This window comes from Streptomyces sp. NPDC060064, from assembly GCF_042736455.1.
Lineage (GTDB): Bacteria > Actinomycetota > Actinomycetes > Streptomycetales > Streptomycetaceae > Streptomyces.
In genome coordinates, this window is sequence record NZ_JBHWWF010000020.1 from 83,477 (window position 1) to 96,404 (window position 12,928).

General features: G+C 71.6%; 11 protein-coding genes and 1 tRNA gene. 4 read left to right on the top strand and 8 right to left on the bottom strand.

Annotated features, from left to right (window positions below; genetic code table 11):
- Positions 1–4: 4 nt before the first annotated feature.
- Both ACFWDI_RS23700 and ACFWDI_RS23705 read left to right on the top strand, forming a co-directional pair.
- Positions 5–1,087 carry an LLM class flavin-dependent oxidoreductase gene (locus ACFWDI_RS23700; protein ID WP_385306608.1) on the top strand — a complete coding sequence of 361 codons (1,083 nt, stop codon included), beginning with the start codon at positions 5–7 and terminating at the stop codon, positions 1,085–1,087.
- A gap of 28 nt (positions 1,088–1,115) precedes the next feature.
- Positions 1,116–2,012 (top strand): RNA-guided endonuclease InsQ/TnpB family protein, encoded by an 897-nt coding sequence (locus tag ACFWDI_RS23705; RefSeq protein WP_385306610.1) that lies wholly within the window; start codon positions 1,116–1,118, stop codon positions 2,010–2,012.
- A gap of 152 nt (positions 2,013–2,164) precedes the next feature.
- Here ACFWDI_RS23705 and ACFWDI_RS23710 read toward each other — a convergent pair whose 3' ends face one another.
- On the bottom strand, positions 2,165–3,979 hold the full coding sequence (locus tag ACFWDI_RS23710; RefSeq protein WP_385306612.1) for a putative bifunctional diguanylate cyclase/phosphodiesterase: 1,815 nt from the start codon (positions 3,977–3,979) through the stop codon (positions 2,165–2,167).
- A 398-nt stretch (positions 3,980–4,377) separates the two neighbouring features.
- Here ACFWDI_RS23710 and ACFWDI_RS23715 point away from each other — a divergent pair, with 398 nt between their 5' ends.
- The gene (locus ACFWDI_RS23715; protein WP_385306697.1) at positions 4,378–5,670 is read left to right on the top strand and encodes a M6 family metalloprotease domain-containing protein; all 1,293 of its coding nucleotides are present in this window, start codon (positions 4,378–4,380) and stop codon (positions 5,668–5,670) included.
- Positions 5,671–5,822: 152 nt separating this feature from the next.
- Here the strand turns inward: ACFWDI_RS23715 and ACFWDI_RS23720 are convergent.
- The 7 genes from ACFWDI_RS23720 to ACFWDI_RS23750 form a co-directional block, all read right to left on the bottom strand.
- Positions 5,823–5,896, bottom strand: a tRNA-Lys gene (locus ACFWDI_RS23720).
- A complete protein-coding gene (locus tag ACFWDI_RS23725; protein ID WP_385306614.1) occupies positions 5,887–6,543 on the bottom strand; it encodes a bifunctional DNA primase/polymerase in 657 nt (218 codons plus the stop codon). Before ACFWDI_RS23725 ends, ACFWDI_RS23720 begins: the two co-directional genes overlap by 10 nt.
- A gap of 173 nt (positions 6,544–6,716) precedes the next feature.
- Positions 6,717–7,055, bottom strand: coding sequence for a hypothetical protein (locus tag ACFWDI_RS23730; protein ID WP_385306615.1), 339 nt, complete (start codon positions 7,053–7,055; stop codon positions 6,717–6,719).
- A gap of 160 nt (positions 7,056–7,215) precedes the next feature.
- On the bottom strand, positions 7,216–8,553 hold the full coding sequence (locus tag ACFWDI_RS23735) for an AAA domain-containing protein (RefSeq protein ID WP_385306617.1): 1,338 nt from the start codon (positions 8,551–8,553) through the stop codon (positions 7,216–7,218).
- A 79-nt stretch (positions 8,554–8,632) separates the two neighbouring features.
- Positions 8,633–10,219 (bottom strand): hypothetical protein, encoded by a 1,587-nt coding sequence (locus ACFWDI_RS23740; protein ID WP_385306618.1) that lies wholly within the window; start codon positions 10,217–10,219, stop codon positions 8,633–8,635.
- A complete protein-coding gene (locus ACFWDI_RS23745; RefSeq protein ID WP_385306620.1) occupies positions 10,210–11,331 on the bottom strand; it encodes a hypothetical protein in 1,122 nt (373 codons plus the stop codon). Before ACFWDI_RS23745 ends, ACFWDI_RS23740 begins: the two co-directional genes overlap by 10 nt.
- A complete protein-coding gene (locus ACFWDI_RS23750) occupies positions 11,261–12,136 on the bottom strand; it encodes a phosphatase PAP2 family protein (RefSeq protein ID WP_385306622.1) in 876 nt (291 codons plus the stop codon). The genes ACFWDI_RS23745 and ACFWDI_RS23750 overlap by 71 nt, the downstream gene beginning before the upstream one ends.
- A gap of 187 nt (positions 12,137–12,323) precedes the next feature.
- On the opposite strand from ACFWDI_RS23750, the gene ACFWDI_RS23755 reads away from it, so the two are divergent.
- On the top strand, positions 12,324–12,920 hold the full coding sequence (locus tag ACFWDI_RS23755) for a histidine phosphatase family protein (protein WP_385306623.1): 597 nt from the start codon (positions 12,324–12,326) through the stop codon (positions 12,918–12,920).
- Positions 12,921–12,928 lie beyond the last annotated feature (8 nt).

Here is a 12,928-nt window from a genome sequence, read left to right on the forward strand (position 1 = left end):
CTTCATGCGCAGGAGGGCCCCACCGGTGGACGAGATTCGAGGCACGGCGAACGGAACCGCACCCGTACCGCTGTCGGTACTGGACCTGGTGACGGTCGGCAGCGGCCGCACCGCGACCGACGCCCTGCGCACCAGCGTGGACATCACACGGCTCGCCGAGCGCCGCGGCTTCCACCGCCACTGGGTCGCCGAGCACCACTCCATGCCGGGCGTCGCCTCGTCGTCCCCGGCCGTGATCCTCGCCCACCTGGCCGCCCATACCGAGCGCATCCGCCTCGGCTCCGGCGGTGTGATGCTCCCCAACCACGCGCCGCTCGTGATCGCCGAGCAGTTCGGCACGCTCGAGGCCCTGGCGCCCGGCCGGGTCGACCTGGGCCTGGGCCGCGCGCCGGGCACCGACGGTGCGACCGCCGCGGCGTTGCGGCGCAGCGACCGGCTCAGCGAGGGCGCGGACGAGTTCCCGCAGCAGCTCGCCGAGCTGACCCGGTTCCTCGACGACGACTTCCCGGACGGCCATCCGTACGCCCGTATCCACGCGGTCCCCGGTCCGGTCCAGGGCCCCTCGGCCCGCCCGCCGATCTGGCTGCTCGGCTCCTCCGGCTTCAGCGCGCGGCTGGCCGGCGTACTCGGACTGCCCTTCGCCTTCGCCCACCACTTCTCGGCGCAGAACACCGTCCCGGCGCTGGACCTCTACCGCGACTCCTTCCGCCCCTCGGAGCTCCTGGACGCCCCGTACGCGCTGATCGGCGTCTCCGCGCTCGCCTCCGACGACGAGCGGGAGGCCCGCCGCCAGGTCCTGACCGGCGCGCTGTCGATGGTCCGGCTGCGCACCGGCCGCCCCGGGCTGATCCCCACCCCCGAGGAGGCGGCGGCATACGAATTCAGCGCCATGGAGCGGGAGTTCGTGGACAGCTGGCTGTCGAACGTCATCCACGGCACGCCGGACGCGGTGCGCAGCGGCCTGGACGACCTCCAGAAGCGCACCGGCGCCGACGAGTTGATGATCACGGCCAATGCGCACGGCGGCGATGCGCGGCTGCGTTCGTACGAACTGATCGCGGATGCCTACGATTTGGCCGTCGCGTGAGCCCGTGCGGGCGAAGGTGCGCATATGGATGCGGTTGGCGAACGTCGTACGGGTACACCGAAGGTGGGGCGTGGTCAACATCCCCAAGGTCGGCCGGGTGCGGTTTCGTTGGACGAAGGAATTGCCGGGTGTGACCAAGGGCAGTCCACAGGGACGGATCACCGGTGCTCGGTTGGTCAAGGATGCGCTCGGCTGGCACATCGCCTTCCGCACTGACACTGTCGTGCCCGCTCCCGAACCACGTCGGTGGACGGCCTCTCATGTTGGCATCGACCGGGGCGTAGCGGTGCCGCTCGCACTGTCCGACGGCTCCACGTTCGACCACGATCACTGGCTGACGGAGAAGGAGCACGCTCAACTGCGGTGCGCTGAGCAGAAGGCCGCGCACCGCAAGAAGTATCGCAAGCCCAGCGAACGGACCTCCAAGAGACTGAACGCTGTCTACGACGAGATCAGCAGCCTGCGCGCAGGAGCCAAGCGCCGGGCGTTGGACTGGCAGCACAAGACCACCACCAAGATTGCCGACGCCTTCGCCTTGGTGTCGGTGGAAGATCTCCGCATCGTCAGCATGATCAAGTCCGCGAAGGGCACCACTGCCAAGCCGGGCACCAATGTGGCGCAAAAGTCAGGACTCAACCGCAAGATTGCGGGCGAGTCCTGGGCCCGTACGGTCGAGTTCCTTGACTACAAGACTGCCGACCGCGGCGGGTTGCTGGTCAAGGTACCCGCTGCCGGGACATCCCTGCGCTGCTCGGAGTGCCGCACGATCACCCCGGGCAACCGGGAGTCCCAAGCGGTGTTCGTGTGCAAGAACCCGGCCTGCGGCTGGTCGGGTAACGCCGACCACAACGCGGGCCGAAATATCGACTGGGCGGGTCTGGCACTCGCCCCGGCTGCCGGGAGGGCAGTCGTCGGGCAGACATAAGCGCTGCCAAACTCCCCGGAGCGATCCTGGGGAGAGTCCCCCGCGCACAGGCGAGGGAGAACTCCAATACCGGGGCTGGAAGGGCGGGCATGGGCACAAGCGAGCAATCCAGGCCGCCGCGGACCATGCGCATGGACGGGGCCTGGTTGGCGTCAGACCGCCAGCGCGCCGACACCGATCAACTCCGCGATCCGCTCCGGCGCCACCGCCCGTGAGTACAGCCAGCCCTGACCCGTGTCGCACCCGATCCGCCGCAGACGCGACGCCTGGCCCGCCGTCTCCACGCACTCCGCCGTGACCGTCAGGCCCAGCCGGTGCGCCAGTTGCACCATCGCCTCGACGACCGTCTCGTCCGCCGGGTTCGGGTGCGCCTCGTCCTGGAAGCCGCGAACAAACGATCCGTCGAGCTTCAGTACGGATACCGGCAGCCGGCTCAGATACGCCAGGTTCGAGTACCCGGTCCCGAAGTCGTCGATCGCGATCTGCACGCCCATGTCGCTCAGCGCCTGCAGCGCCTGGAGCGGGCGGCCCGCCGAGCCCATCACCGCTGACTCGGTGAGCTCCAGCTGCAGCAGATGCGGTGCCAGACCCGTCTCGGCCAGGATCTCCGCCACGTCCGCGACCAGGTCGGAGTCCCAGACCTGCCGAACGGCGACATTGACGCTCACGAACAGCGGCAGGGCGTCCGGGTGGTCCGTCTGCCACTGGCGGGCCTGACGGCACGCCGTACGCAGCACCCACCGGCCGAGCTGGACGATCGAGCCGTCCTCCTCCGCGATGGCGATGAACCGATTCGGCGCAAGGGTGCCGAACTGCGGGTGGTTCCAGCGCACCAGCGCCTCCACGCCCCGCGGCACCCCGTCCGCCATCCCCACCAGCGGCTGGTACTCCAGCGCGAACTCGCCGCGCTCCACGGCCGGCCGGAGTGTGGAGGAGAGCGCCTGCCGTGTCATCCGGTGCGCGTTGCGCTCGGGGTCGAAGAGGGTCCAGCGAGCCTTGCCGTCCGCCTTCGCCCAGTACAGCGTGGTGTCCGCGGCCTGCATCAGACCCGTCGCGCTCGTCCCGGCCGCCGCCCGCTCCACGACCCCGATCGACGCCGAGACCGAGAGCCGCTGTCCCGACAGGTCGAACGGCTGCTGCAGCGCGACCAGTACGGACCTGGCGAGATCGGCGAGCTGCTCCGTACCGGTGGAGTCCTCGACCAGGATCGCGAACTCGTCGCCACCGAGCCGCGCCACCAGATGGCTGCCGCTGCGGGTGTGGGCGTCGCTGTCCGCGCACTCGGTGAGCCGGGTGGCGACAGCGGCCAGCAGCCGGTCGCCGACCCGGTGCCCGAGCGTGTCGTTGACCGCCTTGAAGCCGTCCAGATCCAGGTAGCAGAGCCCGATCCGGCCGGTGGAGCCCTGGTCGTACGCCGATGACTCCAGCGCCGCCGAGAGCCGCTCGAAGAAGAGCGTGCGGTTGGGCAGCCGCGTCACCGGGTCGTGCATCTGGACCTGCCGCAGCCGCGCGAGCAGCTCGCGCCGGTCACTGATGTCCGTGATGGAGAGCAGCACATTGCGGCTGTCCGGCACCGGCGCGACGGTGACCTCTGCCCAGAGCGTGCGCCCGTCCGGGTGCTTGAGACGGCGCGTGCAGCGGAACCGGGAACGGCGGCCGCGCAGCACTTCGCGGTACGCGTGCCAGGTGCGGCCGTCCGACGCCAGGTCGACGAGATCGGCCGCGGACTGCTCCAGCAGGGTGACGGGCTCGGTGCCGAGCAGCGCGGCAAAGGCCTTGTTCGCGGTGACCACGACGCCCTCGTGGTCGACGACGGCCATCGCGAGGTGCGCGGCGTTGAACGCGGCGCGGTAGTCACGCAGTTCGGCGGCCGTCCGGCCGACGCTGTGACGCTCTGTGATCAACGGCCGGTTGCTACCGGGGACTGCGACTCCGGCCGGCCCTGTTCCTTCGGAGGTTCCGCTCACCGCTCGCTCCCGCAGTGCAGTTGTTTCGTACAGGGTCCGTACAGGTGTGGTCGGTCCGGCCGCCCCATGCGATCGGCGATGAAGCCGGTATGAACTCGGGGAAGACGCCGGGAAAGTGTGCCGATCATAGAGGCCGCCCGGCGGCTGTTCCAGCTGTGGCGCAGTGGATCAGCCCGCCCCGGGGCTACGGACGATCGTTTCTGCACAGGTCTGCGCGGTGGCCGATTCCGTCCTGACCGAATGTGACGTTCCGTGAGCCATCGGAGTGTCGGCGGGTCTCGGGTCGGTGTCGGCCCGGTGTCGGGTCGGTCACCCGAGTGGGGCAGTCGGCAGGGCGTACCAGCTGAAATCAACACAGGGTGGGTGAGGTGTCTCGCATTCCTCAGCCGGAGGTCCACGTGGAGGGTCAGCAGTCACCCGAGGGAGCACCCGTGGGAGTGGCGCCGGGAGCGGCCCGAAGAGTGGCCCAGGGGGCGGAACGCAGCCGCCTGCGCAGCGCCGCGGCCGCCTTCACCTCCCTGATGGCGCTCGCCGCCACGGGCCTGGTGGCCGGCCCGGCCGTGGCCGAGTTGTCCGGGGGGCCCTGCGCGCTGCCCCGCACCGCTGCCCACCACTCGCTCGGGGTCGACTCCTGGAACTCCGCCTACCCGCGACCTGTCGGGAGCATGGACGCGGTCATGATCTTCCTGTCGTTTCCGGACTCGGTGCCGCTGAACTCACCGGACGAGCTCGCGGCCGACCACTTCCCGGCCACCAGCCAGTTCTTCGAGAGTGCCTCGTACCGGCAGTTCGCGCTGCGCCCGCATCCGCAGCGCCAGTGGGTGAAGATGCCGAAGTCCTCGACCGCGTACGGGATAAAGCGGGACTGGGACTCGGCGCGGCGCAGCGGGTATCTGCGCGACGCGATCGCCGCGGCGGACTCGACGGTCGACTTCTCCCGCTACGGAATCGTCTATCTGGTCGCCGACCCGGACGCGCCCGGTGTGGACGCCGACGCGACGAAGGTCGTCAACCTCGATCGGCCGCTGCATGCCGACGACACTGACATCGAACGGGTCGTCACCGTCTTCGAGAGTCATCCGCCGGACCACAATGTGCTGGCCCACGAGACCGGCCACGCCTTCGACCTGCCGGATCTCTACCACCGGCCGACGGACGGCAAGGGCGACTGGGACACCTATGTCGGGGACTGGGATGTGATGGGCAGCCAGTTCGGGCTCGCACCGGACCTCTTCGCCTGGCACAAGTGGAAGCTGGGCTGGCTGGACCAGCGGGCCGTGCGGTGCGTGCAGAAGTCGGAGCTGATCACGCTGGAGCCGGTGGACGCCGCGCGGGCCCCCGGCGGGAGCCTCGGCACGCGGCTCGCGGTCGTCAGGACCGGGGAGGACACCGCGCTCGCGATCGAGGCGCGCGGCTCGACCGGCAACGACCGGGAGACCTGTACGGAGGGGGTGCTGCTGTATCGCGTACAGGCCGAGACCGCGTCGGGCGGCGGCCCGGTCGAAGTGGTGGACACACATCCGGCCACCGAGGCGTGCTGGGACCGGTCGGTCTATCCGCCGCTCGCGGACGCGCCGCTGGGGGTCGGCGAGACGTTCACGATGCCGGGGACGCCGGGCGAGCGGACGAGGGTGCAGGTGGCGGACCGGACGCGGTCGGGCGCGTGGACGATCAGGGTCACGACGGCGTAGTACGGCGCAGGTGCGGGTCGCCGGGGTGCGGCGTCCGAGGGTGCGGTCGCCGGGTCGCCGGGGTGCGGCGTCCGAGGGTGCGGGTCGCCGGGTCGCCCTGGTGCAGGCACACGAAAAAGCCCCTCGCTCTCGCGAGGGGCTTTTCCCGTCTGTGCGCCGCCAGGGACTCGAACCCCGGACCCGCTGATTAAGAGTCAGCTGCTCTAACCAACTGAGCTAGCGGCGCCTGCTGACGTCGTAGACCTTAGCATCCTGATCGGCGGGAGGAAAAATCGATATACGCACGGTCGGGGGCGAGGCCGCACGGACCGCCCGCACGCACGACCAGAGCAGTACCTCGGGCCCCGGCAGCCATGGATGGCGGGCGTCCGGGGCCACCAGCCAGCGCGGGTCGGCGGTGTCCTGGCCCTGCGCCAGTGGCGGGACGGTCACCGCGTCGCCGATGCCGTGGCAGAGCATCGGCGGTACGGAATCGCCCCACTCCTCCCAGTCGAGCAGGGACGGCAGGCGCTGGGCGGTGCCGGGCGCGGCGAAGAGCATCATCCGGCCGCGGTGCATGGCGACGGGGCCGGATCCCGGCCCCTCCTCCCACAGCCGGTCGAGCATCCGCCGGCCGAAGACCGTGGGCACGTTCACGACGTCGAAGACGGCGCCGCAGGGCAGTACGGCGGGAGCGGTCGGCCGGGTCTCCCAGAGGGCGAGCATCGAGCGCGGATAGGCCCCGGCGGAGGTGAGCCAGCGGGCGCCGGGGGCGGTGACCTGTGCCGCGCGATAACGGCCCTCCTCCTGCAGGAGGGCGAGGATGTCCGTACGGCGCTCGTCGTCAGGGGCGCCGGGGTCCCGCAGGGGTTGGTCTCGCAGCCATGCGCTCATGACACAAGATCTACCGGGAGTGACGGTTCCGTTCCTGAGAGTTGGCGGAAATCGGGACAGGGCAGGGCGGGGAGGCGTATCTTGCGCCCCGGCATATGCCAGGCGCGAGGTTGGCCGGCGGTGCGTGCGGGTGCGGACGGGTGCGAGCGTGCCTGTTCGGCGGCCTGCGGTGGCTACGGAGTGGTGTTCCGGAGGAGGTCGCGGCCGAACTCGATCATCTTCTTGGCATAGTCCTCGGTCCACTCCGCCCGCTGGGCGATGTCCGCGGAGGTGAGCCGGTCGAAGCGTCGCGGGTCGGCGAGCTGGGCCGCCGCGAGCGCCTGGTACTCCGCCGCCCGGTCGGTCGCGGCGCGGAACGCCAGGGTCAGTTCCGTGGCCCGGGCCAGCAGCTCCCGCGGGTCCTCGATGGACTCCAGGTCGAAGAAGTGCTCGGGATCGGCGGCAGCCTCCGACGGCTCGAAGAGCAGCGGGGCCGGTCGCAGCTTCCGCTCACTCCGTTCGGGATCCGCCATGTGGTTCTCCTCCTCGTACAGGTGCGGCCCCTGATCCGGCCGCCTTTCATTGAATCGCGCGCTTGGCCGGACTCCGCCCGGTGCCCGTGGCCACCGTCCATTGTCCCGTTCTCCGCAAGGGGGTCTACGGTTGCCGGCTCATGCGGTGTTGCGGGGGTGCTCACGGTTGCCAGCTCACGCGGTGTTCCGCCAGGTGAGCGAGCACCGCATGGTTCGCTTCCCATCCGTCCGGGAACTTGACCGTGACGCCCAGCTGGACCGGCTCCGTCGACGGGTGCTCGTCCAGGAGGTCCGTGACGCCCGCGCGGCACACCACGATGCACGCGTGCCGGTGGCGGGAGGCCAGTACGCACAGCCGGCCCGTCTCCAGATGGAACGCCGTAGCGTCCGGGCGGCCCGACAGGGGGTGGAGGACCACCGTGACGTCGAACTCCCGGCCCTGGAGACGGTTCGCCGTGTCCACGGTGACGCCGGTGACGCCCACCTCGGCCAGCGCCGCCCGTACCGCCGCCGCCTGGTCGCGGTGGGCCGTGCCGACCGCGATCCGCTCGGCGGTCACCGGGACCGGGTCCGCGGACCGCTCGCTGGTCGCCGCGCCGCCGCGGTCCAGCAGCCGGCGGACCACCTGGGCCACGGCCCGTACCGCCTCGGGGTCCGTACGGGGCGTACTTCGCGCGGGCAGCTCCAGCAGGCCCCACCCCGACTCCGCCGCCTCGTCCAGCACCCGGTCGGGACCCGAGCCGTCCGACGGCACACCGAAGGTCAGCTGCCGGTCGTCCGGGCCCGTACCGCTGCGGAAGGGTGTGTACGGGTAGAACGCGTCCGAGACCAGTGGCGCGGCGGACGCCGGGAGCCGCCAGGAGACCGGCAGCCGGTGCTGCGGAAGCTCCGGGTTGTGCGCGAGCAGCGTCGAGACCGCGCTTGCGGACGGGTCGTACGACAGCCCGGCCCACTGGTCCGCGCCCACGATCGAGAACGGGTCCAGCTGGCCGGGGTCACCGACGAACAGCGCCCGTTCGAAGAGGCCGGCGACGGCGAGCAGTGCGTCGGAACGCATCTGGTACGCCTCGTCGACGATGGCGTGCCGCCAGGGCTCCACACCCTGCACATGCGCCCACTTCGCGGCGGTCGAGATGACGATGTCCAGGCCTGCCAGGTCACCGGCCTTCGCGGACTTGCGTACGTTGTCGAGCTGGTCGAGGGCTTTGTCGTACGGGTCGGCGTCGTTGCTGTGCAGTCGCCCGACCGGCAGGTCGGGCTCCTTCTCGGCGAGCCGGACCACCAGGTCGTCGACCTGCGCATTGGTCTGCGCGACGACCATCAACGGCCGCCCGGCAGCCGCCAGTTCACGCGCGGCGTGCACGACGAGCGTCGACTTGCCCGCGCCGGGCGGCGAGTCCACGACGACGCCGCGGTGCGTCCCGTGCAGCGTGTCGGCGAGGATCGCGTCGGTGGCCCGCGCGGCCTCGGCAGAGGGATCGAAGACGCGCCCGCTCACAGCGCACCTCCATGGGCGAGCTCCCGGGGCGGCGCGAAGCCACTGCCACCTGCAGTGGCGGACGGGGCAAAGATGGCCGTCACAGAATGTCCTCCGGGGTCACGGGGTCCGGGCTCTCCGCGTCCGTGCCCGGAGGGCCGCCGTGGGTCCATGGGGTTTCCTCCGGGTCCGGCAGCTTCGGGCCGCCCCGCTGGTCGTGCTCGAACAGGGTCCACGCGATCCGCTCGCCCTTCTCCGGTACGGAGCCTTCCGCAGGGTCCTTGGACCGGCCCATGCGGTCGGTCAGCCGCAGCACCAGAACTCCCTCGGCTTCGTACCGTACGAACTCAGCGGTCTGCGGCTTGCCCTCCAGCGAGCGGTACACCTTCACCCGCTCGCCCAGATGCGGGCGGTCGTCCGTACGGACGGTCAGCAGAGGGCGCGGGCTCGGCCGCTTCGACTCGGACCAGGCCATCACGACCTCGGTCACCTCGCTCGTGAACGCCTCGCCCGCCAGCCGGCGCCCCGCCAGCACCAGCGGGTCGTCCAGCGCCTCCTGGGCCTCCAACTGCGCCTGTGCCGTCTCGCGGGAGGCGAGTTTCTGCGCGGCCGTCACCGCGTCGTCGCGCCGGGGCTGCGGCGGCTCCCCGGCCCGTACGCGATCGCGGTGCGCCGTGAACGACCAGCGGTCGCGCGTCCAGCGGTCCGCCGCCCGCGGCCCCTGCGGCAGCTCCCGCAGCAGCTCCAGGCCACGCCACACCGCGTGCCATGTGGGCTTGAGCTGGGTCAGCAGGAGGCGGCGGATCTCCCGCTCGGCGAGGGTCAGTTCACCCAGCCGGACATCCGCCTCGGCGCCGTCCTCAGCAGCGCCGAGCGCCTGGCGCGCCCGGTCGTACCGCTCCACGGCGGGGGCCAGCAGCCGGTTGTCGAAGGCCGGGTCGGTGGCCGGTCCTGCGGGCGGGCACAGCAGCTGGCCGCGGGCATCACGCGCCAGCTCCGCCCGCAGCGCCGCCTCCGCACCCGTCTCGCCCTCGGGCGGGTCGATCCAGGCGAGCAGTGCGCCCAGGTGTTGGTCCTCCAGGCTCGACTGGCCGGTCGCCCAGTGCCGGTTCAGCAGATCGGTCGCCGCGAGCAGCAGCGAGGAGCCGGGCACCCGGGCCCGCTCGCCGTAGTGCGTCAGCCAGCGGCCGAGCAGCGGGACGTGCGGCGGCGCGGGGTAGGGCGCGTCGGGGTCCTGCTCGGCCGTACGCCGGAAGCGCATCGAGCGGCCCAGCAGCCGCACGAAGTCGATGCCCGCCCGGCCCGGCACAATCAACTGCGGTGCATCAGCGCACAGTTCGACCTCGACCTTGACCCTCTTGCCGGTCTCCGGGTCGGTCTCGTTGCGCTCGGCGGGCTCGACATCGTCGGCGTACGCGTCCAGATGCGGCAGTACCGCGTCGGCGAGCTCGGCGAGGAAGGCGAAGCGCAGATCGCGGTCGCGGGGCTGCGCCACGACCAGCAGCCGCGGCTCCTCCTCGTCCGTGCCGACCAGCGCGCCCAGCGGCGCCCCCGCCTCACCGGCCGTCGTCAGCGGTACGAGGACCAGCGGACGCTCGGACAGATGCCGGTGCCGCACGGTCGCCAGCGGCGTGGCCCGTCCCGACTCGACGGCCTCCAGCCGGGCGAGGGTGGAGATCAGCGACATCCGGCAGCCTCCAGGGCCTCGGCCCGCAGCGCGGCGGCGCGGCGCAGGGCCACGACCGCCGGGTCGTCCGGATCACCTGCTTCGCTCCGTGCCGCCGCCAGCACCTCGCCGATCGTCGTCAGTCCGCCCAGCTCGCCGCGCACCCCGCGCCCCAGCGCCTCGACCACGCCCGCGTCGCGGGCCCGGTCGCGGCAGTGGAAGGCCAGCTCGCAGGCGGCCAGGCACTCGGGCGCGTATGCCGCGGACACCGACTCGACCGCCGCGGTCAGCTCATCGGCCGGGCGCTCCAGGTCGAAGGTGGTGCCCTCGGGAAGCGCGGCGGCGATGTCCTCGATCCGGGTCAGCCGGGCCAGCTGGCGGCGGGTCACCGAGAGCTGCTTGCGTACGTCGACGACGGACGCGGTCGGCAGGTTCGAGAAGTCCTTCGGGCAGACCAGCAGGATGCTGTGCGCGACCTGCGCGCCGTCCGTCAGCGCGGCGACCCGCTCCAGCGCCAGTACGTACACCGCGGACTGACGTGCCGCCGCGCCCACCTTCGCAGCGTCCGCCGAGCCGTCGATCATCGGGAAGGACTTGATCTCGACGACCGTCCACCGTCCGTCGGGGTGCACGACCACCGCGTCCGGCTCCAGATAGGCGGGGGAGCCCGCGACCTGCAGCGCCAGCATCGGGTGGTCGAGCAGCGTCCACTCGCCGGCCGCGGTGGCCTCGCGCAGCGCCAGTGCCGTACGCGCCGCACGGCCCTCGGGACCGGCCGCCGTCAGATCGGGCACCCGGACCTGTGCCGATGCGTCCACGCCCAGCAGCCGCATCAGTTCCGTACCGCCGTCGGCCTTGACCTTCGCCTCGAAGGCGTTGCCGCGCATGAAAGCGAACTGCGACTGCCCGAACGCGGCCGGCGACCCCAGCGCGGAGGCGAGCGCCGCCTTGTCCACCCCGGCGCCGTCCAGCAGCGCCCGCCGTTTGCAGCCGGGGTTGGCTGCGAGGGCGGCCAGCGCGCGGGCGTCGAGCGGATGGGGCTGGGCGGCGGGGCCGCGCAGCTCAGCGAGCCGTTGCCGGAGTGCTGTCGTCGGCGCCTGCGGAGGAGGTCCGCTGTCCAGGGATTCGCTCACCCGCGGAAGTCTCGCATCCGGCACTGACAATCGGGGACTTCGAGCCGGAAGGGGCGGTGAAGCGCGTACGCACCCGGTCGGCGATGCGCAGCGCGGGCCGGGTCAGCAGCGCGCCGACGCCCATCACGGCGCAGCCCGCGACCGCGTCCAGGAAGTAGTGGTTCGCCGTCCCCATCACCACGAACGTGGTGAGCAGCGGGTAGGCGACGCCGAGGACCTTCATCAGGGGCGTACGGCCGTGCCGCCACAGCATCACACCGCACCACAGGGCCCAGCCGACGTGCAGACTCGGCATCGCCGCGTACTGGTTGGTCATCCCGCCCATGCCGCGCGGCGCACTCGCCTCGCCGCCCCACCAGCCGTACGAGCTGTACTGGGCCATCGTGTCGACGAACCCCTGGCCGGCGTCCAGCAGCCGCGGCGGGCAGGTCGGCAGCAGCGTGAACCCGACGAGGCCGAGGAGCGTGGAGAGCATCAGCCAGGTGCGGGCGGCCCGGTAGCGGGCGGGGCGGCGGCGGAAGAGCCAGACCAGAATGGCCGGAGTGACCAGGTAGTGCAGGGACGCATAGGCGAAGTCGGCGGGAACGCCGAGGGCCGGGGTGCTGGTGAAGAGGCGGTTGAGCGGGTGCTCGGCGTTGAGGAGGAGTGCCTTCTCGGCCCGGAGTATCGCCATGCCGTGGTCGACCGCGGCCGACTCATTGCCGCGCGCGAGCAGCCGGCCGGCCGAGTACGCGGCGTAGACCACGACGATGAGCATCAGTTCGGTCCACCAGCGTGGCCGATGACGGGGCGCGGTGTGCGGCATCCGAACGATCTCCATTTTGTATTCAGGGGGCCATCGGCCACCGTTCAACCGTACGGTGTACAAGAAGGCGCGCGTTCATCGGGTACCCGACCTGTACGAGGACGTCGAGATCGCCCGAGAGGTTGCCCTGCGTTCAGGTGCGCGATGATGGAGTGCCACCGAATGTGAACCTCAGGGAGAGCCCTTCATGGCACCGCGCATCCTGCTGGCCCGGCACGGGCAGACCGAATGGTCCTTGCTGGGCAAGCACACCGGCAGGACGGACATCCCTCTTCTCGAGGAGGGCCGGCGCGGCGCGAAGCTGCTGGGCGAACGGCTGCACCGGGCGCCGTGGTCGGGCCTGGAGGGTGTCGAGGTCCGCACCAGTCCACTCGTTCGGGCCAGTGAGACCTGCGCGCTCGCGGGTTTCGGGGACCGGGCCTCCGACTGGGGCGCGCTCATGGAGTGGAACTACGGGGACTACGAGGGCCTGACCCCGGCGGAGATCCACGCGGACCGGCCCGACTGGTTCATCTGGCGCGACGGGGTCCCGGGCGGCGAGGCGCTGGCCGATGTCGGCGCCCGCGCGGACAAGGTCATCGACTGGGCGCGCTCGGCCGACCGCGATGTGCTGGTCTTCGCGCACGGCCACATCCTGCGGGTCCTCGGCGCACGCTGGCTGGGCCTGGACCCGTCCTTCGCGGCCCGTATCCGCCTGGACCCGACCAGCCTGTCGATCCTGGGCTGGGCCTACGGCTCGCCGGCGATGGACCGCTGGAACGACACGGGCCACATGGAGGTCTGAGTCCGCGA

Excerpts from the sequence above, each read along its gene's own strand:
- ACFWDI_RS23740 (WP_385306618.1), bottom strand. The coding sequence starts at position 10,219 with ATGTCGCTGATCTCCACCCTCGCCCGGCTGGAGGCCGTCGAGTCGGGA.
- ACFWDI_RS23755 (WP_385306623.1), top strand. The coding sequence starts at position 12,324 with ATGGCACCGCGCATCCTGCTGGCCCGGCACGGGCAGACCGAATGGTCC.
- ACFWDI_RS23700 (WP_385306608.1), top strand. The coding sequence starts at position 5 with ATGCGCAGGAGGGCCCCACCGGTGGACGAGATTCGAGGCACGGCGAAC.
- ACFWDI_RS23725 (WP_385306614.1), bottom strand. The coding sequence starts at position 6,543 with ATGAGCGCATGGCTGCGAGACCAACCCCTGCGGGACCCCGGCGCCCCT.
- ACFWDI_RS23730 (WP_385306615.1), bottom strand. The coding sequence starts at position 7,055 with ATGGCGGATCCCGAACGGAGTGAGCGGAAGCTGCGACCGGCCCCGCTG.
- ACFWDI_RS23750 (WP_385306622.1), bottom strand. The coding sequence starts at position 12,136 with ATGCCGCACACCGCGCCCCGTCATCGGCCACGCTGGTGGACCGAACTG.
- ACFWDI_RS23705 (WP_385306610.1), top strand. The coding sequence starts at position 1,116 with ATGCGGTTGGCGAACGTCGTACGGGTACACCGAAGGTGGGGCGTGGTC.